15 protein-coding genes, 2 tRNA genes and 2 rRNA genes (1 of these 19 cut by a window edge) are annotated in these 20668 nt (G+C 61.2%); 14 read left to right on the top strand and 5 right to left on the bottom strand.

From position 1 onward, the window contains the following. Positions 1 to 302: 302 nt before the first annotated feature. Entirely contained in the window at positions 303 to 1175 is an 873-nt protein-coding gene (locus V1278_RS34425) for an alpha/beta fold hydrolase (RefSeq protein WP_334383771.1), read from the bottom strand. A gap of 253 nt (positions 1176 to 1428) precedes the next feature. On the opposite strand from V1278_RS34425, the gene V1278_RS34420 reads away from it, so the two are divergent. From V1278_RS34420 to fsrB, 8 genes are all read left to right on the top strand, one after another. Beyond that, positions 1429 to 2295, top strand: a complete 867-nt coding sequence (locus tag V1278_RS34420) for a TIGR02594 family protein (protein ID WP_442893708.1) — start codon at positions 1429 to 1431, stop codon at positions 2293 to 2295. Positions 2296 to 2533: 238 nt separating this feature from the next. Beyond that, positions 2534 to 2737: a hypothetical protein gene (locus tag V1278_RS34415; protein WP_334383769.1), complete on the top strand. Its 204-nt coding sequence runs from the start codon at positions 2534 to 2536 to the stop codon at positions 2735 to 2737. 126 nt (positions 2738 to 2863) lie between these two features. Next, the gene (locus tag V1278_RS34410; protein ID WP_334366534.1) at positions 2864 to 3133 is read left to right on the top strand and encodes a hypothetical protein; all 270 of its coding nucleotides are present in this window, start codon (positions 2864 to 2866) and stop codon (positions 3131 to 3133) included. Next, positions 3126 to 3422, top strand: a complete 297-nt coding sequence (locus V1278_RS34405) for a hypothetical protein (protein WP_057842871.1) — start codon at positions 3126 to 3128, stop codon at positions 3420 to 3422. Before V1278_RS34410 ends, V1278_RS34405 begins: the two co-directional genes overlap by 8 nt. Positions 3423 to 3728: 306 nt before the next feature. After that, complete coding sequence (locus V1278_RS34400; protein WP_334366535.1) at positions 3729 to 4007, top strand: DUF1488 family protein; 279 nt, start codon at positions 3729 to 3731, stop codon at positions 4005 to 4007. 219 nt (positions 4008 to 4226) lie between these two features. Then, entirely contained in the window at positions 4227 to 4418 is a 192-nt protein-coding gene (locus V1278_RS34395) for a hypothetical protein (protein ID WP_334366536.1), read from the top strand. An 814-nt stretch (positions 4419 to 5232) separates the two neighbouring features. Further along, complete coding sequence (locus V1278_RS34390; RefSeq protein ID WP_442893801.1) at positions 5233 to 7485, top strand: TonB-dependent siderophore receptor; 2253 nt, start codon at positions 5233 to 5235, stop codon at positions 7483 to 7485. A 96-nt stretch (positions 7486 to 7581) separates the two neighbouring features. After that, positions 7582 to 8874 (top strand): siderophore utilization protein FsrB, encoded by a 1293-nt coding sequence (fsrB, locus tag V1278_RS34385; protein ID WP_334383768.1) that lies wholly within the window; start codon positions 7582 to 7584, stop codon positions 8872 to 8874. Positions 8875 to 9630: 756 nt separating this feature from the next. On the opposite strand, the gene V1278_RS34380 is transcribed toward fsrB, so the two are convergent. Beyond that, positions 9631 to 10416, bottom strand: a complete 786-nt coding sequence (locus V1278_RS34380; RefSeq protein ID WP_334383767.1) for an MOSC domain-containing protein — start codon at positions 10414 to 10416, stop codon at positions 9631 to 9633. A 324-nt stretch (positions 10417 to 10740) separates the two neighbouring features. Here V1278_RS34380 and clpB point away from each other — a divergent pair, with 324 nt between their 5' ends. Then, on the top strand, positions 10741 to 13380 hold the full coding sequence (gene clpB / locus V1278_RS34375; RefSeq protein WP_334383766.1) for an ATP-dependent chaperone ClpB: 2640 nt from the start codon (positions 10741 to 10743) through the stop codon (positions 13378 to 13380). Between the two features lie 68 nt (positions 13381 to 13448). Here the strand turns inward: clpB and V1278_RS34370 are convergent, their stop codons facing one another. Both V1278_RS34370 and V1278_RS34365 read right to left on the bottom strand, forming a co-directional pair. Next, complete coding sequence (locus tag V1278_RS34370; RefSeq protein WP_334370461.1) at positions 13449 to 13712, bottom strand: hypothetical protein; 264 nt, start codon at positions 13710 to 13712, stop codon at positions 13449 to 13451. Between the two features lie 77 nt (positions 13713 to 13789). Further along, positions 13790 to 14152: an SPW repeat protein gene (locus V1278_RS34365; protein ID WP_334366541.1), complete on the bottom strand. Its 363-nt coding sequence runs from the start codon at positions 14150 to 14152 to the stop codon at positions 13790 to 13792. Between the two features lie 186 nt (positions 14153 to 14338). Between V1278_RS34365 and V1278_RS34360 the strand changes: the two genes are divergently transcribed. Then, positions 14339 to 14749: a hypothetical protein gene (locus V1278_RS34360; protein ID WP_334366542.1), complete on the top strand. Its 411-nt coding sequence runs from the start codon at positions 14339 to 14341 to the stop codon at positions 14747 to 14749. Positions 14750 to 14779: 30 nt separating this feature from the next. Here V1278_RS34360 and V1278_RS34355 read toward each other — a convergent pair whose 3' ends face one another. Further along, positions 14780 to 16849, bottom strand: a complete 2070-nt coding sequence (locus V1278_RS34355; protein WP_334366543.1) for a M23 family metallopeptidase — start codon at positions 16847 to 16849, stop codon at positions 14780 to 14782. Positions 16850 to 17690: 841 nt separating this feature from the next. Here V1278_RS34355 and V1278_RS34350 point away from each other — a divergent pair. The 4 genes from V1278_RS34350 to V1278_RS34335 form a co-directional block, all read left to right on the top strand. Next, positions 17691 to 19179 (top strand): 16S ribosomal RNA (locus V1278_RS34350). Between the two features lie 228 nt (positions 19180 to 19407). Further along, positions 19408 to 19484 (top strand) — tRNA-Ile (locus V1278_RS34345). 35 nt (positions 19485 to 19519) lie between these two features. Then, positions 19520 to 19595, top strand: a tRNA-Ala gene (locus V1278_RS34340). Positions 19596 to 19980: 385 nt separating this feature from the next. Further along, positions 19981 to 20668 (top strand): 23S ribosomal RNA (locus tag V1278_RS34335); it runs 2156 nt beyond the window's last position. The 16S and 23S rRNA genes sit together here with 2 tRNA genes alongside, the layout of an rRNA operon.

The following is a 20668-nucleotide window of genomic DNA, read 5'->3' as shown; positions in this document are numbered from 1 at the left end:
CCACCACCGTCATTGCGAGGAGCGATAGCACGAAGCAATCCATCTATCCTCGAGTGAGGTCAGCACGCTGCCAGGGCTCCCTCCCCCTTGCGGGGGAGGGTTGGGGAGAGGGGTAAGCCCCGGGCTCCGGCGGAAGAGATATCGTGAGCTCAACACGACTCGCATCGCGAGAGAAGGTCTTCGCAGAGGCCATCTTTATCCGTCCAACGACGGAGCAAGCGGCACCCCTCTCCCTAACCCTCTCCCGCAAGGGGAGAGGGAACCCTTCCGCCGGTGCGTCCATCACGTGTGCTGCGCTGCAGTTAGACCACCGCCGCCACCATCGACCTCGGATCGCGCGCCGGCCATCGCCCGGCTTCCACCAGCGCGATGAACCGCTCCACCATCTCGTTGAACAGCGCCGGCTCTTCCAGATTGAGCACGTGGCCCGACTTCGGGAAGAACGTGAGCCCCGCGGCCGGCAAATGCCGCTTCAGGAACAGGCTCGGTTCAATACAGTTGTCGTCCTCGTCGCCGCACAGGATCAGCGCCGGGGTCGGCACGCGTCGGATCGCATCCGTCATGGTGTAGATCGACGGTCGCTTGCCCTGAAAGCTGCGCATGGTGTTGGCCGAGCCCCTGGCATCATGCCGCGCCAGCGCGGCGTAGAAATCGGCGTGGCCGCGCGGGTCCTTCAGCAAAAACGGAATCCGGCTCGGCGCCTCACGCGTCACCTTGGCGACTTCACCCGATCCGATCGCCTCATATTGCTCGGCATTGGCGACGCATTGCGCGCGGAAGGCGTCGAGATGTTCGAGTGAGGAGCCGGCGCCGACGGCGGCGAGCGTCATCGACAGCGCGCGCTCCGGCGCATTTAGGCCGACTTGCAGCGAGGAATAGGAGCCCATCGACAGGCCGACGAAATGCGCTTTGGCAATGCCGAGGTGATCGAGCACGCCGAGCGCGTCGGTGTAGAAATACTCGTAGGTGTAGACCTCGGCCGAGGGCGGCACATCGGAAGGTATATAGCCGCGCGCCGAATAGGCAATGCAGCGATGGCCGCGCGAGAAATAACGCATCTGCGGCTCCCAATTGGTGTGGTCGGCCGCGAACTCGTGCAGGAAGATAATCGGCGTCCCGCTTCCGGCCTCCTCGAAATAGAGACGCACGCGATCCTTGGCGACGGCATAGGGCATTTCGGATTCCTCTCGATTTTCTTGTCGTTTCGTAACTTCCTTGCGCAGCTAACCCACAAAATTGCAATTAATTCTCGGGGCTGCAATGCGGCAGGAAAGGTTCATTTTCGCCATCGAATCGTCGTGGAATCACCCCGAAATTGTTTCCTCTCCGCCACACAAAATCTTCCTCTCGTCACATCGCCAAACGCAAAACGCCGGCCGCGTTCGTTCGTAGACGAACGCAAAGTGTGGGAGTGTTAGAGGTCCAAGTATGAGTCAGTTGTTTGCGTTTCGCCGGTCGCTTCGTTTCATTGCGCTGGCACTGTGTTCGGCTTCCATCTTCGTATTTGTCTCTCCGGCTTCAGCAAGACCACATCACGGCGCAGGGCGACACGCGCGGGCCCACCACGCCGGCCATCACGTGAAGCATTATGCATATCGCCACCATCGCCAAGCTCTCAGGATGTCGCGCTGGAAGCGCAGGGCTGCACAAATGCAGACGGGCGGCTTCGCCGAGAATAACCCGAGCTTCCTGGGAAGCAGCGCCGAGATGGTGACACCCGGCGGTTTCGTCTCGTCCAACACAGTCAAGGCAGCGCGCGCCGATCGCACCGGCCGTCGCGCCCGGATCCGGCACGCCGCGCACACATCGCGCTGGGAGCGCGCGGTCACGCAGATGCACGCGCGTGGTCTTGCCGATGCCAACGCTAGCGTCACGCCGGGAACGAGCGTCGAATCCAATTCAACGGTAACGCCGACCAGCGGCGCGATGGCCTCAGGCTACACATCCTCGAACGTCGTCGCCGAAGCGCGGAAATATCTCGGCGGCAACCCGACGGGGCGCGGCAGCCTGTGGTGCGCCCGCTTCATGAACATGGTGCTGCAGCATTCCGGCTATCGCGGCACCGGCTCGGACATGGCGAGCTCGTTCGCGAAATACGGCCAGCGCGTTGCCGGCCCGCAGGTCGGCGCCATTGCGGTGATGTCGCGCGGCCGCCGCGGCGGCCATGTCGGCATCATCACCGGCATCGACGCCAAGGGCAATCCGATCATGATCTCCGGCAACAGCGGCAACCGCGTCCGCGAGTTGCCAGTCTCGCGCGGCCGCATCTACGCCTACGTCATGCCGACGAGCTGAGGGCGGATTGCGTCGCGGCGCTTCGCCCCGTTCCTTGCGGGGCGAGGCTGCCTTCACGATGATGCTTGCAAGCGGGGTGAAGGCCGGGAAGACAGATACCTCGGCGGCCGGCGCTGGGATGGTTGGGCAGTCCGCTGAGGCCGCCGCAGTAAAGGCGCGGGCTCCGGTCGATTTATCTCGCTACTGACACCGAATGGGCGCAGCATTCACAGCGGGCTGTCAAACAAGGAGGCCGCTCATGAACGGCAGCATATTCAACAGTAAGGGAACCCGCGTCGCTGTGGTGGTCGGTCCCGAAATTTTCGATCTTAGCGGCAAGAAGCTCTTTGACCTCAAGGGCAAGAACATCTACCGGCTATCCGGTGAATTGGTTGGTCATCTAAATGACGCGAGCGGTTCGGCGAAGCGGCTCGACAAGGCGACCGATCGATTGTTCTCGTAATTGCGATGCCGGGCCGTATTAGTCCCCGGTTCAGCGGCTGGCGCGGGTTACCCTAACCTGGACGAATGCCGCTTTGTGTTCGAGAAATCGATAGCTATTTGCGGGGAAAGGGCGCACGGTCGATACATGACCATGCGCTCGCGACGGGAAATGATTCATTTCAAGCGTCCGTTCCATCTCAAGGGGGTCGGCCGGCTGTTGCCGCCTGGTGCTTATGAGGTCATCACCGACGAGGAAATGATCGAAGGACTTTCATTTCAGAGCTTCCGCCGCGTCGCCACCATGATCATGGTCCCCGGCGCGGCGCCGCGCCAAGCTTCGACGGAAATGATCTCGATCAGCTCGGTCGATCTTTCCGATGCGCAGCGCGACGACGCGATCGCGTCTCGTGAGTGAAACCCCGGTCGATCTCGACAAGCACCGGGGCATGGCGGCGCAAAAGGCGACCGATATCCGCCGCGCGCTCGCCGACGTCGAGGCTAACGCAAAGCTGCAGCGGGACCGCCAGGCCGCCCTCGAGCTACAGCTCCTGACCGTCCCGGCTGAGTCGTGGCCGGAAGCGGTCGCAAAGGCGCGGTACGTCCTTAATCTCTATGCGGCGGATTTGGCGCCGACCGACACGCATCACCGCGACCTCGTGGCCACCGTACTGGCCGACCTCACCCGCCTCGCTGGTGAAAGCTGACGTGGCGAATATTCCGGCTCGGCCGTCGAGCTTCTTGCCACGCACTCGAATTACCTCGAACGCGCAACTGAAAGCACCGAATGCAAAATCTCTCGCCTCGTCACGTCAAGACTGAAGAATCGCTCCGCCTCGGCGTCGTTTCCGGATGGTACTCCACCAAAGTCAGCGGAACATTCGTCTCTGGTCCGCACGATTCGGAAGCCGAATGCCTGCGCAGGATTGCGGAGATCGATCCTCAACCCGTTCGAAAGAAATGATGAGCATGAAAGCTCGCGGCATGGCCTTTACCAGCCGGAGATGGATCAAATGACACTCGTGCGCGGCGACATCGGTGGTTATGACTTCAATCGCATGGTGGTGCTGTTCTCGATGATGGACGGTGCCACGGTGATACCGTGCGCCATCAGCGCCGCAGCGATGGACGATCTCGAACATGTCTCGCGTACAGCGGCGGACCAGCGCGAACGACAATTCGTGCGGCTGCGGGATCGGATCGAGCAATGCGCTTCCCGGAAATTTCTCGCCGGAGAATTTGAAGGCAACCCCCCAGGCATTATTTTGCGCGGCATCGATTTTCGCGCATAGATCGAGCAGGCCTGACTCGAAAAGAAATGCGGCGGCATGTCCCGCCTGAACTGAACAGGTGAGTATATGCCCGATCCCAAAAAATTCGCTCTCAGCGAGGGGCTTGTCCCACCCATACTTTTGCCGGTCTTCCTGGGGCTGGTCATTGCCGGCGCCGTGATCATCAATTGGTAGTCCGCTTCGCCTGAGGGATTTCGGCGCGATGGAGGTAGTGACCAGATGAACGAACGCCATGAGATTTTGAAGAAGGCTCGTGACCGCATGATTGAGGATCGCGATGCACACGCAAAGGTGCTCGCCGCGCCGTTCGATCGCGACAAGGCGGAGCGCGCGCGCCTAAAATTCGTCGAGCTCCAGGTCTTGATAGACGCGATCGAGCGTGCGATGGCCGGCGAACGGGCGACGGTTTAGGGACGCCGGCCCCAGTCTCGCGCGGCCGTAACTACGCCTACGTCATGCCGACGAGCTGAGGCGCGGCTAAACGGTAGGGTGGGCAAAGGCGCGCGTGCGCCGTGCCCACCCTCTATCGTCGAGCACGCTTCGTCGTCGAGCACGCTTCGTGATGGTTTCGTGGGAACTCTGGGACGCAACAGCAGGACCTTCCGACGAAGTCGTTTTATCAGTCCAACGAAGACACCCTGAAACAAACCAGTGGTTTGATGGCTCTGCCAAACAACCGGAGGCTATGTGAGACTCCCTGGGGCGAGGGTTCAGGCTCACGAGAGATTTGCCTGAGGCAGTAGGTGTCGTCATGCGCGAAGATTTTGCTTCATCCAGTTTTCTTGCGGTTATCGTCGTCAGTTTGATTGTGGTTTGTACTGGCCTTCTTGCGCTTGGAATCTGAAATCCAGTTCGAGGCGACCCTGTGCGTCGGCGCGACGCTGATGCGCGTCACGATTGAACGACGCGATCGCAAGTCTCTCGCGCTGTTGCCATCGGCAAACCGGCGCTTCTCTCCCGTCGCATTGACGTGATGATGAGATCACCGCCGTATGTGGTGGCTGTTTGCAAAACGACGTGCGCGTATTGAACGATTTCCGGGATATTCCCCATCGATCGCGCAGTCTGGAGCAATTCTAGCAACCACCCATCGAACTCCGAAGATGTCTGCGTTAGAGCGGGGCATCAAAAATCCTACCGGCCAAGCCGGCAGACTTCGGGGTATCTAAGGGTGACACTGACAGCATTTCATTCGTTTTCCGCCACTCGACTTCAACTCTTGCGAATGATCTGCCTCGGGGCCGTCAGCAGCTTCTCCCTGCAGACAGGCGCTGCGCTGGCGCAGTCGTCACTGCCGCCGGTCACCGTGGACGCGCCTCAGCAGCGCGCGCGCCCGGCCGCGGCCCAACCATCCCGCCGCGCTGCGACCACGCGCACGACGCGCGTCACTCGCGCCGCCGCCAACCCGCAGCCGGCACCGGCTGTGCCTGCATCGGGCCCAGGTGCCGGCGAACGCGCCAACGGTCCCGTGCGCGGCTTTGTCGCAACCCGCACCGGCACCGCGACCAAGACCGACACGCCGATCATCGAAACCCCGCAGTCGATTTCCGTCGTCACCACCGACCAGATCAAAAACCAGGGGGCGGAATCGGTCGGCGCGGCGCTGCGCTACACGGCGGGCGTCAGCGGCGACGTCAACGGCGGTTCCGACACGCGCTTCGGCGGGTTGCAGATCCGCGGTTTCGACATGACCATGCCGGGCCTCTATCTCGATGGCCTGCGGCTGCCCAGCAGCCGCTATGTGCACTTCCTCGGTCTGGAGCCCTACGGCGCCGAGCGTCTGGAAGTGCTGAAGGGTCCATCCTCGGTGATGTACGGCGGCAGCGGCACCGGCGGCATTCTCAACTATGTCAGCAAGCTGCCCACGGCCCACCAGTTCGGCGAGATCTCCGTCTCGGGCGGCAGCTTCAATCGCTACCAGGGCCAGTTTGACGTCGGCGGCCCCGCCAATAAGGAAGGCACGGTGTTGTGGCGCCTCACCGGCGCTGTCCGCGACGGCGAAACCCAGGTCGATTTCACCAAGGACAACCGCGTCTTCATCGCGCCGGCGGTGACGATCAAGCCGAACGAAGACACCACCATCACGCTGCTGGCCAACTATCAAAAGGACACCGCCGGCTGGGGCCTGCAATTCCTGCCGCCGTCGGGCACGGTGTTTCCGAACAACGGCCGCATCATTCCGAATACGTTTTTCGGCGGCGAGCCCAATTTCAACCGGTTTGATACCGAGTTGGCCACGGCGGGCTACCTGCTTTCGCACGACATCAACGAGGCGCTCACGTTCCGGCAGAACCTGCGTTATGCGTGGATGCACAATGAACAGCAGAGCTTCTACGGCCTGGGCTACGCCTCGGCGGCCGACGAAGCCGCAGGCCTGATGTCGCGTGCCGGCTCTGGCGGTGCAACGACCATCAACTCCTTCGCAGTCGATAATCAGCTCCAGGGAAAATTCGTCACCGGCATTTTGAGCCACACCACGTTGTTCGGCATCGACTACCGCAACACCTCGTTCCGGGACGTCGCTTCAGCGTACAGCACCGGCAAGATCAACGTGTTTGCGCCTGTCTACACCAACACATGGACCAATCTCGGCCCTGCTGACGATATGAGCATCAAGCAGTCGCAGATCGGATTCTACGCGCAGGATCAGATCAAGCTCGGCCGGCTTTCGTTCCTGCTCGGCGCCCGGCAGGACTTCGCCACGACCGATCTGGACGACTTTCTCGCCGCGGCTGCCGCGAGACCCGGGTCTTCCGCGAGAACGAATGACTCGGCACTCACCCACCGCGCCGCCGTGATGTACAATTTCGACAACGGTATCGCGCCGTATTTCAGCTACGCCGAATCATTCCTGCCGGTGCTCAACACCAGCGCCGCGGGCGAGCTGCTGAAGCCGGAAACCGGCGTCCAGTATGAAGTCGGCGTGAAATATCAGCCGGTCGGAATCAATGCGCTGATCACTCTGGCGGCGTTCGATCTGACGCGGTCCAATGTCGTCACCTTCGCGCCGCCGCTTTACACCGCCGAGCAGAGGGGGCAGGTGAACTCGCGCGGCATCGAGCTCGAAGGCACGGCCACGCTGATCGAAGGCTTCAACGTTCGCGGTGCCTACTCCTACATCGATGCCGTGGTCACGGAGGACCCCGTAAACGTCGGCAAGGCGCCGACCACCGTGCCGCTCAACCGGTTCGCGCTGTGGACCGACTACACGCTGCAGAGCGGGCCGCTCGCCGGCGTCCAGGTAGGTGGCGGCGTCCGTTATGTCGGCTCGACCTTCGGCGACGATGCCAACACTTTCAAGGTGCCGGCCTCGACCGCGGTCGACGCGCTGCTGGCCTACACCAAAGACAACTATCGCCTGGCGCTGAACGTCACCAACATCGCCGACACCCGCTATGTCGCGGCCTGCTACGGCTATACGAGCTGCTTCTATGCCGAGGGCCGCAAGGCGATCGCCAAGCTGACCTATCGATGGTAGGTCGACCGCGAAATGCAACGGATACATCACCGCCGGTCGGTCGACCGGCGGTGATGATGTTTGCTCATTGAAGTACCCAACAGCATGGGCGAAGCCATGAAATCGATCTTCGGGCGACTGCATCGCTGGGCCGGCCTTCTCACCGCCGGCTTTCTGTTTTTTTCGGGCATCACCGGCGCGATCATCTCGTGGGATCACGAGATCGACGACCTCTTGAACAAGCACCTGTTCGACGTGACCAGCAGCGGTCCCGCGATTGCCTCCGTCGAACTTGTCAAGCTGATCGAGCAGCGCGATCCGCGCGCGCGCGTCGTCCACATGTTCATGACGCCGGAAAAGGGCGAATCGCTGTGGTTCTTCGTGCTGCCGCGGATCGATCCCGCTACCGGCAAGCGATTTAGCCTGGATTACAACCAGATCTTCCTCGATCCCAACACCGGCGCAGAGCTCGGGCGGCGCTACTGGGGCGCGGTGTGGCCGGTGACGCGCGCCAACTTCGTCTCGTTCCTCTACAAGCTGCACTACACCATGCACATCCCGGAATTCTGGGGCAGCGATCGCTGGGGGATGCGGGTGCTTGGCGTTATCGCGATCATCTGGACCATCGATTGCTTCGTCGGTTTCTATCTGACGCTGCCGTCCCGTCGCCGCGCCAGGGCAGAACGGGCGCCTGCCGTTGCGCGCGAACTCGGCCGTGGCTTCTGGGCGCGCTGGGCGCCGGCCTGGAAGATCAAGACCTCGGGCAGTGCCTACCGAATCAATTTCGATATCCACCGCGCTTTCAGCCTGTGGACCTGGGCGCTGCTGTTCGTCATTGCCTTCACGGCGTTCTCGCTCAACCTGTATTTCGAGGTGTTCTCGCCGCTGATGAAGACGGTATCGAACTACACTCCGACGCCGTATGAGCAGCGTCCGTACCGGCATCTCGACGATCCGATCGAACCCAAGGTCACGTATGCCGATATCGCCGCGCGGGCGGCGGCCGACGGCAAGAGCAGAGGATGGACCACGCCGGTCGGTTCGATCAATTACGGCCCGGCCCACGGCGTGTATGCTGCGGCCTTCTTCCATCCCGGCGACGATCATGGCGCCGGCGGCGTCGGCCCGGCGCAGCTTTATTACGACAGCGAGGACGGACGCCCGATCGGCGAGCGACTGCCGTGGGTCGGCACCGCCGCCGATATCTTCGTGCAGGCGCAGTTCCCGCTGCATTCCGGACGGATCGTCGGGCTGCCCGGCCGCATCCTGATCTCGGTGATGGGGCTGGTCGTTGCGGCGCTGTCGGTGACCGGCGTCGTGATCTGGTGGCGCAAGCGCCGTGCCCGTGTCCGGGTGCGCGAGACCGCTGCAGCACGCTCGAGCAGGGGCCAGCTTGCGCCGGCGGAATAGTTCCATCGAGCTTGTCGGGGCCGCCGAATCCGGCTTCGGGATCGAGAATGGTGGGCACGGCCAAGAGGCCTTTGCCCACCTACCGCTACTGATTGCCTGCCCTTGCAGGCGCGATCTCGTGCGACAGGCAAATCACTTCTGATTTTCAGAAATCGTGTCAAGCCCGGGAATCAAAAATATTCCGCTTAACACGAGGGGCAAATCAGCCGCATAACTCCGCCCGTCTCACGGCAGATGAGGGGCGTTGGCCATCGTCACGAACGTGCGGTGAGATGCGGTGGACGCGGAATGCGCGCGAGACGTACGCGCAGGATGCGTACGGCGAAGTCGTGTGGTCCTGATGTCGCGGTGCTGGCATTAAGTTGCGTGGGGCTATTCTCGCGCAGCGACGGTGGCAAAAGAGCCGTTCGCCGGGGAGAGCACGAAGTAAGCCGTAAAGCCATTGCGCAGGGAAGGCCGGGATGCTCCCGCTGTACCTGTATGCTCGTGTGCGTTTTCTTTTGCGCACTTTGCACACGAGACCGCGGGTGCGGCGCGCACCCGGTCTTCCCTGCGCCCTCTGAACGAGAGGGCGGGAAGTTGATAGCAAGCCTCGGGCGCAATGCGTCGCGAGAATGTCGACGCACACTCAATTGTCGTTACCCGCCAGTGATTGAACCGATAAGCCGCGGCGTACTGGATCCCCGCCTTCGCGGGGATGACAGTCGAGTGTGCGCTGCTATCTCTCCCCGTCATCGCGAGGAGCGGCGAGGCGAATCACAACAACTCGGCCTGCTCCGCCGCGATCGCGTCGCCGGTGCTGATGCTGCCGCCGGTGATCACCTCGGCATAGATCCCGCAATCGCCGTGGCCGAGTTGGCGCTGCAGCGCCGGGGGAATCGCGAGATCGCGCTCGGCCGTATCGGGATCGACATTGACAGCGGCGCAGCGGACGATGCGTTTCACCACCTTCAGCCTGATGTCGCCGATCGCAAGCGTCCGGTCGAGCAGGTCGAATTCGTGCCAGGCCGGCCAGCCCTCGACATAGAGATTGGCGCGAAAGCGAAGCGGATGAACGGGGGCGCCGACGATGTCCTCGATGGCGCGGACGCTGGCGAGGTTGATGATCGAAACGACCTTGCGGGCGACATCCGAAAAACTGTGGCCGGGGCTTTCCAGCACCTTTGGCGGGCCCTTGATCTGGCCGGCAAAGGCGGTGGCAAAGAAGTTCTCGATTGTCCGCCGGCCTTCGGCGGTCGCCAAATTGCCCTGGGCCGCAATCTCGCCGTTCCGGCGGATCGAGAGCACGTTGCTCGCGTCGTCGAAATCAGTGTGCAGGCCGGCCAGCCACTCATCCCGCATCAGCATCAGGAAGTGCGGCTTCGGCAGCCATTTCGGCTCCGCCGGATCGAAACCGGAGGGGCCGTTCTCGATGGCGTAGCGGCGGTCAGCCAAAAGGGTTTGCCCGGGCTTGAGCTCGGCACGGTCGAGCTGCTCCGGGGTCAGGCCTTTGACGGGGTAGCGGTAAATCCCGGCGATCCGGGCGGGGGAGATGGCGTCCATGCGGCTTATTAAGAGATTCCTTCGGCCTTCGCCAACCGTTCCCGAATTTGTGAGTGGGCCTCTTCCGTTTTTCCCCACGATGCCCACATTCGAGGCAAGCCTGAAAAGCGGGCGACGACTGCGGCCGGTTGAGGAATGTCAATGCGGTTCGCGGATACCCAATGAAGATGCCGCAATCATGCCACGCGTGACCCGCGAAAGTGTGTGCGGTTTCGCGTCAAGGTCACGCGCCAAACATAAATGGGGCGCGATCGGACGCAAAACCGGTTTCCACTTTTGCTGATCGCGCCCCGGGTGGGCGCGGCATGCCGAGGGAAGCAAAAGATGAATATTGAAAAATACACCGAGCGGGCGCGCGGCTTCATCCAGTCTGCGCAATCGCTCGCCATGCGCGATGGGCACCAGCAGTTCTCGACGCTGCATGTGCTGAAAGTGCTGCTGGACGACAGCGAGGGACTGGCCGGCGGGCTGATCGACCGCGCGGGCGGTAATTCCCGCGCCATCCTCAAGACCACCGAGGACGCGCTGAAGAAGCTGCCGAAAGTCTCGGGCAGCGGCGCCGGGCAAATTTATCTTGCCCCAGATATGGCGCGGGCCTTCGGCGCGGCGGAAAAAGCGGCCGAGAAGGCCGGCGACAGCTTTGTCACGGTCGAGCGGCTGCTGCTGGGGCTGACGCTCGAGAAGAGCGGCGAGGCCGGTACCATTCTGAGCAAGGGCGGCGTCACGCCGCAAAACCTCAATGCGGCAATCGAATCGCTGCGCAAGGGCCGTACAGCCGATAGCGCATCGGCCGAAAACGCCTACGACGCGCTGAAGAAATACGCCCGCGACCTCACGCAAGCCGCGCGCGACGGCAAGCTCGATCCGGTGATCGGCCGCGACGAGGAAATCCGCCGCACCATCCAGGTGCTTTCCCGCCGCACCAAGAACAATCCGGTGCTGATCGGCGAACCTGGCGTCGGCAAGACCGCGATTGTCGAAGGCCTGGCGCTGCGTATCCTCAACGGCGACGTGCCCGAGAGCCTGAAAGACAAGAAACTGCTCTCGCTCGACATGGGCGCGCTGATTGCGGGCGCCAAGTACCGCGGCGAGTTCGAGGAGCGGCTGAAGGCGGTGCTGCAGGAAGTTACCTCAGCCGAAGGCTCGATCATCCTGTTCATCGACGAGATGCATACGCTGGTCGGCGCCGGCAAGGCGGACGGTGCAATGGACGCGTCCAACCTCTTGAAGCCGGCATTGGCGCGCGGCGAACTGCACTGCATCGGCGCGACGACGCTCGACGAATATCGCAAGCATGTCGAGAAGGACGCCGCGCTGGCACGGCGCTTCCAGCCGATCTTCGTCTCCGAGCCGACGGTCGAGGATACGATCTCGATCCTGCGCGGCCTGAAGGACAAATACGAGCAGCACCACGGCGTTCGCATCACCGATTCCGCGCTTGTCGCCGCGACCACGCTGTCGAACCGCTACATCACCGATCGTTTCCTGCCCGACAAGGCCATCGACCTCGTGGATGAGGCCTCGGCGCGGCTGAAGATGCAGGTCGATTCCAAGCCGGAAGAGCTCGATTTGATGGACCGGGAAATCATCCGGCTGAAGATCGAGCAGGAGGCCCTGAAAAAGGAAACCGATCTCGGCTCGAAAACCCGCCTGCAGACGCTGGAAAAGGAACTGGCCGAACTCGAGAAGCAATCGGCCGACCTGACTTCGCGCTGGAGCGCAGAGAAGAACAAGCTGTCGAACGCGCAGAGGCTGAAGAGCGAACTCGACACCTTGCGCATCGAACTCGCCAATGCCCAGCGCCGCGGCGAATTCCAGCGTGCGGGTGAGCTCGCCTATGGCCGAATTCCCGAACTCGAAAAGAAGCTCGCCGAAATCGAAGCCAAGGAAGACGTGGGCGAGATGATGGAGGAGGCAGTAACCGCCAACCACATCGCGCAGGTGGTGTCGCGCTGGACCGGCGTTCCCGTCGACAAGATGCTGGAAGGCGAAAGGGACAAGCTCCTGAAGATGGAGGATAGCCTCGGCAAGCGCGTGGTCGGCCAGGCCGAAGCCGTGCGTGCGGTGGCAACCGCCGTGCGCCGTTCGCGCGCCGGCCTGCAGGATCCGAACCGCCCGATGGGCTCGTTCATGTTCTTGGGCCCCACCGGCGTCGGCAAGACCGAACTGACGAAGGCGCTGGCGGAGTACCTGTTCAACGACGAGACCGCGATGGTCCGCCTCGACATGTCCGAGTTCATGGAAAAGCACTCGGTGTCGCGGCTGATCGGCGCGCCTCCCGGCTATGTCGGCTATGACGAGGGCGGCGCGCTCACCGAAGCGGTGCGGCGGCGGCCCTATCAGGTCGTGCTGTTCGACGAGATCGAAAAGGCGCACCCCGACGTCTTCAACGTGCTGCTGCAGGTGCTCGACGACGGCCGGCTGACTGACGGCCAAGGCCGCACCGTCGACTTCCGTAATACGCTGATCATCATGACTTCGAACCTCGGTTCGGAGTTTTTGGTGAACCAGCCGGAAGGCGAGGACACAATGGCGGTGCGCGAGCAGGTGATGGGGATGGTGCGGGCGCATTTCCGGCCCGAATTCCTCAACCGTGTCGACGAGATCATCCTGTTCCACCGCTTGCAGAAGAGCGAGATGGGCCGGATCGTCGAAATCCAGTTCGCCCGCCTGCAGAGGCTCCTGGAGGATCGCAAGATCACGCTGACGCTGGATGCCGCGGCGCGCGACTGGCTGGCCGCCAAGGGTTGGGATCCGGCCTACGGCGCCCGCCCGCTGAAGCGGGTGATCCAGCGCAACCTGCAGGATCCCCTGGCCGAGATGATCCTCGCCGGCGAGATCGCCGACGGCGACCGCGTCGTGATCTCGAGCGAAGGCAACGTGCTGACCTTCAACGGCAAGGCCGCGCAAACCGCCGAGATCGCCCAGTTCGAAGCGCCGGTGCCGAAGCGCAAGCTGAATTGAGCCACACCAACGCAAAAGCCCCGAACACGCAATGTTCGGGGCTTTTGGCTAAGGCGCCTGTGGCTACGTCATTCCGTTGAACTGACGGCAGGCCCCGGCTCACCGGGATCATCGTCCTCGGGCTCGAGCTCCGTCAGTATATCCACGAGTTCGCGGACCCGGCCGGTCGCCAGCGGCCGCCCCGCATTCAGCATCGGCTCGTCATTGGCCATCCAGGCTTGAGCCTCCGCCAGCTCATCTACTGTGGCGCCGGTTCCGATGATCTGGGCGATCGTAACTTCATCAGCCCCGCTGACTGCCTTGATGATGTCGTCCCGGGTAATGCGGTTCATTGCTGCTCATCCCCTTCACGTCGCACCAACAACCGCCCGCCGCCAGCATGCGGCGGGCGGTACGCGAGCAAGGTGCCTCAGCGGCCCGTAGTAAGCCGCGGCGGGTATTGCGTCATGAGCCAGATTTCGATCGCCGCCAGCACCGCCACGGCAGCGCCGATCAACACATGCACCGTCATCGCCGTGGTCCCCTGGAAGCCCAATACCCAAGGCGATACCAGCGCCCACAGTCCGACGATCAGGTTCAGCCACTCCTCCCAGACCGCGAACGCTGCCAGCGCCGCTATCGCAATGATCGCGATCACGAGACCCGTGACGTAGGCGTTGGCGGAAACCGTTCCGGCCTCAAAGCCGCTGAACATCCACGGCGAAAAGAACAGTATCGCGCCGAGGACCAGGTTCGCGACGTCGCACAATTTTGCGTTGCTCCAATTCTCCATGGCATCCTCCATTGAAGATTTTGCCATTTAGTCAACCGTATAACGGCCGTTCGGGTTCCATCGGGGCCGCGACTGAACGCAAATTAATGAAACCGCGGGGCGGCGCTGCAATTGCCCTTGCAGGTAGTGGGCGTCGGCTACTGCCGGGAGCACCGGCCCAGAAACCCAAAGATAGGGTTCCCTCCGATGACAAAAGAAATAGTCCTACGCAACAGACCCGTCTTCGATCAGATCCACCCCAGTATCTATGGGGCCGCCGTCGGGCTTGTGGCGTGGTTTGCGGCAGCGGCCTGGATATTGTTCGACCGCGAGAGTGACATCGGACTTCTGCTGGCCATGGTCAGCGTATTGTTGCTGGTTGCCGTCCTGCTTCCGTGGTCGCTGTCGCTGGTCTGGAAGAGGCACGCGAAGCCACATCAACCGCACTCCGACGAGACCTCGTTTCATGATTGGAGAATTGGCGACTTCGCCGTCTGGGGCAGCAAGATCCATGGTACACAGGCGGCAATCGACATGCTGCTGCCGCTGGCCGCCGTTGCCTTCGGACTTACGGCGATCGGAATAGTCTTCCTGATCAGCGCTCGCGGGGCGCCGTAGATAAGTTGTCTCTCGGGGCGGCCTGAAGGCTCAGCGGCTGACCTGGCGGGTCTGCGGCGTGGTGCCGGTGGCTTCGGAAACCCGCGCCGAGTTGCCGCGGTTGCTCATCTGGGCGTCGAGACGGTCGCGCTCCTTTTCGAAGCTCGCCAGCATTGAGCCTTCGAGCGAACGGCCGCGCGGCAGCTTGACGCGCATCGGGTCGACGAAGCGGCCGTTGACCAGGATTTCGTAGTGGACATGGGCGCCGGTCGACATGCCCGTCGATCCGACGAAGCCGATCACCTGACCCTGCCGCACGCGCTTGCCGGGTTCCATGCCCTTGGCGAACGCCGACATGTGGCCGTAGGCGGTCTCGTAGCCGTTGTTGTGTTTCAGGCGAACGTATTTGCCGTAGCCGCCTTCCCAGCCGACCTTCTCGACCACGCCATTGCCGGAGGCGAAGATCGGCGTGCCGTAGGGTGTCGCCCAGTCCACGCCGGTGTGCATCTTGGTAAAGCCCAGGATCGGGTGGCGGCGGCCGCCGAAGCCCGACCGCATGATGGCGTTGTTGACGGGTTTGCGGACCAGGAACTTCTTCGCGCTCTTGCCGGTCTCGTCGTAAAAATCGACGACGGAATCGTCCGGGGTCTGGAAGCGATAGTATTTTTTGGTCTCGCCGCCGACGGTGAGGGAAGCAAACAGCACCTCGGTCTTTTCGGTGTTGGGGGTGGCTTCGTCGTCGCCGGCGAAGAACACGTCGAAGGAGTCGCCCGGTTGCACTTTGCGCTGGAAATCGACGTCGTAGGAATAGATGCGGACCATGTCCTCGATCACCGCGGCCGGCACCTTGTTGCGCATGGCGGTCTCGTAGATGCTCTGGTAGAGGCGGACGCCGCTGCCGTCATCCTCGTCGTCATCCTCGTCATCTTTGCCGGCGGGAGCCTCGGCGACGGTATTCATGCTCTGCACGTCGACCGCGACATATTTGCCGACGTCCGACAGCGCGGCCACGGCTTCGACGGTGGTGTCGTTGGCGACGATCACGCGATAGGGCTGCAGCCGGGCGGCAGGCCCGAGGCCCGAGGGCGCCATCAGGATGCGCAGCTTCTGGCCTTCCTTCAGGCCGCCGTCGCGGCCGCGGGCGCCAAGGGTCAACGCGATCGCCCTGGCTTCATCGGGCGTCGCGCCCTGGTCGCGCAGGATTGAAGCGATGCTGTCGCCCTTCCTCACGATGTGAACGCGTTCGCCGGTGGGGTTGCCGCCGGTGATCTGGTCCTTGGTCTTCGGCAGCAGGGTGACATTTTCCGGCACGATGCGGGTTTCAAAGCCGGCATAGGGATCGGAGACGTTGCCTTCGGTGGCATAGGCGAGCTTGAGATCGGACTGCACGCCGCTGGTGTCAGCGGCGGCATTGGCAAGCGCCGTGTAGCGGACGCCGCCCGAGCCGCGCCAGTTCGCGGCATCCCGCACCCGCATCAGGACTTCGTCCAGCGCGACCACGGCGGAGACTTTCGCCTTCGGCAGCACCGTTGCGAGATCCTTGGTCACGAAGGAAACCTCGGCGTCGGGTTCGACCGCCTCGGGATTGTTCGGATCCTCGGAAGCCGGCTGAGTCGAACTGCCGACATCGGTGAGCATGCGCTGCGCGTTGAACGGCGGGATCTTGGCGGCGAGATCGCTCGTCGTCATCGATAGATTGCCGGAGATGCGAACGAATGGCCGCACCCGCATCACGTCGCGGTTCCCGACGCGGGTAACTGTCGATACCCGCATTACATTGCGCGAGGCGGTGGATTCGCCGGGCGGCGGCAGGCGGTCGCTCTTGTGCAGGGTGGCGGTGCGGTCATTGGCGCCGAATGCCCCGCGCAACGCGCCTTCGACCCGCTCCGGCACTTTGGCAAAGGTCATTTCGCCGTCGAGGGACGCAAAAACGGCGCCGCCGATGAGGGCCGCGCCGCACAGACCGGTGAGGATAGTGCCGCTGAACCACTGTACAGAGACACGGCGGCGATCAATCACCGCGGCTTCGGAGCCATCGACGGAAAGTGGCGGCTCGTGACCGAGATCAATGATCCCGATCTCGCGTCCATAGCCGCTTCCGCGTGGCGCCTTCTGGCTCAACCCTGTGTCCCCCCAAATTCCATCGACATCCGACAAGACCTCGCCCGATCCAGACCCCGCGTTTCCGCCCTTTTGAGGGAGCGATCCCGGAGCATGGCGTTGCCGCACGCATGGAAATTCGGGAATCAGAGGCCAGAAGAAGACGGGCCGCAGTCTCGAACGTCAATGGTGAGCAGATCTCTCGAAGTTTCCTGGCCGCGTGGGAAAGGCGACGGGTTCCTCGAGACCGCCTGTCCCGGGTAGATGAACACCGGGCAGCCCCCACTGGCATCCGGTGATTCAATGCTTACCTTATAGTCAGAACGTCGCAGGATTGTGGCTCAAGTGCGGCCAAAGGCCCGAAACATAGGGACTTCTTGGCGTCCCAAAATTCTTCGACGTGATGCGACAATTTGTTGACGAAGGGCGTTGACAACCCCGATCGGGCGGGCCTATAACCCGGCCACTGAGCGCGGCGATGCATTGGCCCCGAGGCCAAGGCATCTCTTCGCGCCCCGTAAGCTCCTCATTACGATGAGTGACTCAACAGCCGATACAAGTCGGTTGTTATTTGTCGTCGGATGGGTGACTACGGAACCTTCCAGAGATGGAAGGATGGGATCCCAAGCGGTCCCGGGCTGTTTGACAAGTGAAGATGAAGAAAGAGAAACGTGGACGGCGGAGTCCTTGCGAGTCTCGATCGCTTGAATACGCAAGTATTGAAGCGTTGAGGCTGGACGAAAGACTTCGGCGGTACACGTTTTAAAGGTTACACCATCGTCGTCAGCGATGTGAATCGCGGGCGATAAATATGGTGGGACCTCGTCAAACGTTGTGATCAGCCGGTTCAAGGTTTCAAGTCCAACTTGAGAGTTTGATCCTGGCTCAGAGCGAACGCTGGCGGCAGGCTTAACACATGCAAGTCGAGCGGGCGTAGCAATACGTCAGCGGCAGACGGGTGAGTAACGCGTGGGAACGTACCTTTTGGTTCGGAACAACCCAGGGAAACTTGGGCTAATACCGGATAAGCCCTTACGGGGAAAGATTTATCGCCGAAAGATCGGCCCGCGTCTGATTAGCTAGTTGGTGAGGTAATGGCTCACCAAGGCGACGATCAGTAGCTGGTCTGAGAGGATGATCAGCCACATTGGGACTGAGACACGGCCCAAACTCCTACGGGAGGCAGCAGTGGGGAATATTGGACAATGGGCGCAAGCCTGATCCAGCCATGCCGCGTGAGTGATGAAGGCCCTAGGGTTGTAAAGCTCTTTTGTGCGGGAAGATAATGACGGTACCGCAAGAATAAGCCCCGGCTAACTTCGTGCCAGCAGCCGCGGTAATACGAAGGGGGCTAGCGTTGCTCGGAATCACTGGGCGTAAAGGGTGCGTAGGCGGGTCTTTAAGTCAGGGGTGAAATCCTGGAGCTCAACTCCAGAACTGCCTTTGATACTGAAGATCTTGAGTTCGGGAGAGGTGAGTGGAACTGCGAGTGTAGAGGTGAAATTCGTAGATATTCGCAAGAACACCAGTGGCGAAGGCGGCTCACTGGCCCGATACTGACGCTGAGGCACGAAAGCGTGGGGAGCAAACAGGATTAGATACCCTGGTAGTCCACGCCGTAAACGATGAATGCCAGCCGTTAGTGGGTTTACTCACTAGTGGCGCAGCTAACGCTTTAAGCATTCCGCCTGGGGAGTACGGTCGCAAGATTAAAACTCAAAGGAATTGACGGGGGCCCGCACAAGCGGTGGAGCATGTGGTTTAATTCGACGCAACGCGCAGAACCTTACCAGCCCTTGACATCCCGGTCGCGGGCCCCAGAGACGGGGTCCTTCAGTTCGGCTGGACCGGAGACAGGTGCTGCATGGCTGTCGTCAGCTCGTGTCGTGAGATGTTGGGTTAAGTCCCGCAACGAGCGCAACCCCCGTCCTTAGTTGCTACCATTTAGTTGAGCACTCTAAGGAGACTGCCGGTGATAAGCCGCGAGGAAGGTGGGGATGACGTCAAGTCCTCATGGCCCTTACGGGCTGGGCTACACACGTGCTACAATGGCGGTGACAATGGGATGCTAAGGGGTGACCCTTCGCAAATCTCAAAAAGCCGTCTCAGTTCGGATTGGGCTCTGCAACTCGAGCCCATGAAGTTGGAATCGCTAGTAATCGTGGATCAGCACGCCACGGTGAATACGTTCCCGGGCCTTGTACACACCGCCCGTCACACCATGGGAGTTGGTTTTACCTGAAGACGGTGCGCTAACCGAAAGGGGGCAGCCGGCCACGGTAGGGTCAGCGACTGGGGTGAAGTCGTAACAAGGTAGCCGTAGGGGAACCTGCGGCTGGATCACCTCCTTTCTAAGGATGATCCTTCAGATAGCTTGCTATCTATCGGATCGTTTTAGAAACATCAGTGGCCAACAATCGTCAGGATTGTTGAGCTGCATTGGCGGGATTTCGCCGTCTTCGTTTCTCTTTCTTCGCGGACGAACACGCGCCAGGGGCTTAGCGCTGTGCGGAGGTTTGGCGCTTGTGCGATGCATTGGCGTGAGCCGATTGCGCGCGAGCTTGAGTCCCTCGTGTTAGGGGCTTGTAGCTCAGTTGGTTAGAGCGCGCGCTTGATAAGCGTGAGGTCGGAAGTTCAAGTCTTCCCAGGCCCACCACTTTGATCGAGTGCGGAGCATTCGTCTTCTGGTACGGGGCCATAGCTCAGCTGGGAGAGCGCGTGCTTTGCAAGCATGAGGTCGTCGGTTCGATCCCGTCTGGCTCCACCAGATGAAATCGAAGATCGGGAATGCCTCGAATAATCGTCCGCGAAACATCACTTCGCATGCGCAGTCCGGATGGATAGCGTCATGCGTGATATCTGACATCGTAAAGAGGAGATCGATCCGAGTTTGGGATCTGCAAAGCAATTTGCGGGCTCTCAATCATAATCTCCAGGTCATTTCGGCGCTCGCTCATCGCAAGATGATCGGGTTGTGAATGATCTTTTTAGCGAAGCTTGACCGCCTCGCTATCGGTTCGATCTTACGAAGCAAGCTGGTCTTTCTAATCAGTGTCCGCGCTGTTGCAATCGCATTCATCGAGGATGCGTGCCTTCAATGGCTGTTGCGCAGACAACATTCTGCCGAGTGTGTGGACATTGATAATGAGAGCAATCAAGTGCCTTAAGGGTGTTCGGTGGATGCCTTGGCGCTGAGAGGCGATGAAGGACGTGCTACGCTGCGATAAGCCGTGGGGAGCTGCGAAGAAGCTTTGATCCACGGATTTCCGAATGGGGAAACCCACCTTCGATAGCTGGAACTCCAAGATCTCTATCTTGGGGTTCGTACAGCAATGTGTGAGACCAAGCCGTGAGGTTTTGGATTTCCAGTTATCAAGTGAAGGTATGAAATCTCTGAATTCATAGGAGGTTTTAAGCGAACCCAGGGAACTGAAACATCTAAGTACCTGGAGGAAAGGACATCAATCGAGACTCCGTTAGTAGTGGCGAGCGAACGCGGACCAGGCCAGTGATACATCAAAGACAACCGGAACCTGTCAGGAAAGCAGGGCCTCAGAGGGTGATAGCCCCGTACGGGTAATGCGATGATGTATCCTTGAGTAAGGCGGGACACGTGTAATCCTGTCTGAACACGGGGGGACCACCCTCCAAGCCTAAGTACTCCTCAGCGACCGATAGTGAACCAGTACCGTGAGGGAAAGGTGAAAAGCACCCCGACGAGGGGAGTGAAATAGACCTGAAACCGGACACCTACAAACAGACGGAGCCCAAGATACGTTCTGGGTGACGTCGTACCTTTTGTATTATGGGCCAGCGACTTAATTTAACGAGCAAGCTTAA

The sequence above is a fragment of the Bradyrhizobium sp. AZCC 1577 genome, assembly GCF_036924575.1.
Taxonomy (GTDB): domain Bacteria; phylum Pseudomonadota; class Alphaproteobacteria; order Rhizobiales; family Xanthobacteraceae; genus Bradyrhizobium.
This window is presented reverse-complemented; position numbering and strand designations above follow the sequence as displayed.

What these genes read in the sequence shown, in the direction of transcription:
- fsrB (WP_334383768.1), top strand. Translation starts at nt 7,582, where the DNA reads ATGAAATCGATCTTCGGGCGACTGCATCGCTGGGCCGGCCTTCTCACC.
- V1278_RS34425 (WP_334383771.1), bottom strand. Translation starts at nt 1,175, where the DNA reads ATGCCCTATGCCGTCGCCAAGGATCGCGTGCGTCTCTATTTCGAGGAG.
- V1278_RS34365 (WP_334366541.1), bottom strand. Translation starts at nt 14,152, where the DNA reads ATGGAGAATTGGAGCAACGCAAAATTGTGCGACGTCGCGAACCTGGTC.
- V1278_RS34420 (WP_442893708.1), top strand. Translation starts at nt 1,429, where the DNA reads ATGAGTCAGTTGTTTGCGTTTCGCCGGTCGCTTCGTTTCATTGCGCTG.
- V1278_RS34360 (WP_334366542.1), top strand. Translation starts at nt 14,339, where the DNA reads ATGACAAAAGAAATAGTCCTACGCAACAGACCCGTCTTCGATCAGATC.
- V1278_RS34395 (WP_334366536.1), top strand. Translation starts at nt 4,227, where the DNA reads ATGAACGAACGCCATGAGATTTTGAAGAAGGCTCGTGACCGCATGATT.
- V1278_RS34380 (WP_334383767.1), bottom strand. Translation starts at nt 10,416, where the DNA reads ATGGACGCCATCTCCCCCGCCCGGATCGCCGGGATTTACCGCTACCCC.
- clpB (WP_334383766.1), top strand. Translation starts at nt 10,741, where the DNA reads ATGAATATTGAAAAATACACCGAGCGGGCGCGCGGCTTCATCCAGTCT.
- V1278_RS34400 (WP_334366535.1), top strand. Translation starts at nt 3,729, where the DNA reads ATGACACTCGTGCGCGGCGACATCGGTGGTTATGACTTCAATCGCATG.
- V1278_RS34415 (WP_334383769.1), top strand. Translation starts at nt 2,534, where the DNA reads ATGAACGGCAGCATATTCAACAGTAAGGGAACCCGCGTCGCTGTGGTG.
- V1278_RS34410 (WP_334366534.1), top strand. Translation starts at nt 2,864, where the DNA reads ATGACCATGCGCTCGCGACGGGAAATGATTCATTTCAAGCGTCCGTTC.
- V1278_RS34370 (WP_334370461.1), bottom strand. Translation starts at nt 13,712, where the DNA reads ATGAACCGCATTACCCGGGACGACATCATCAAGGCAGTCAGCGGGGCT.
- V1278_RS34390 (WP_442893801.1), top strand. Translation starts at nt 5,233, where the DNA reads ATGATCTGCCTCGGGGCCGTCAGCAGCTTCTCCCTGCAGACAGGCGCT.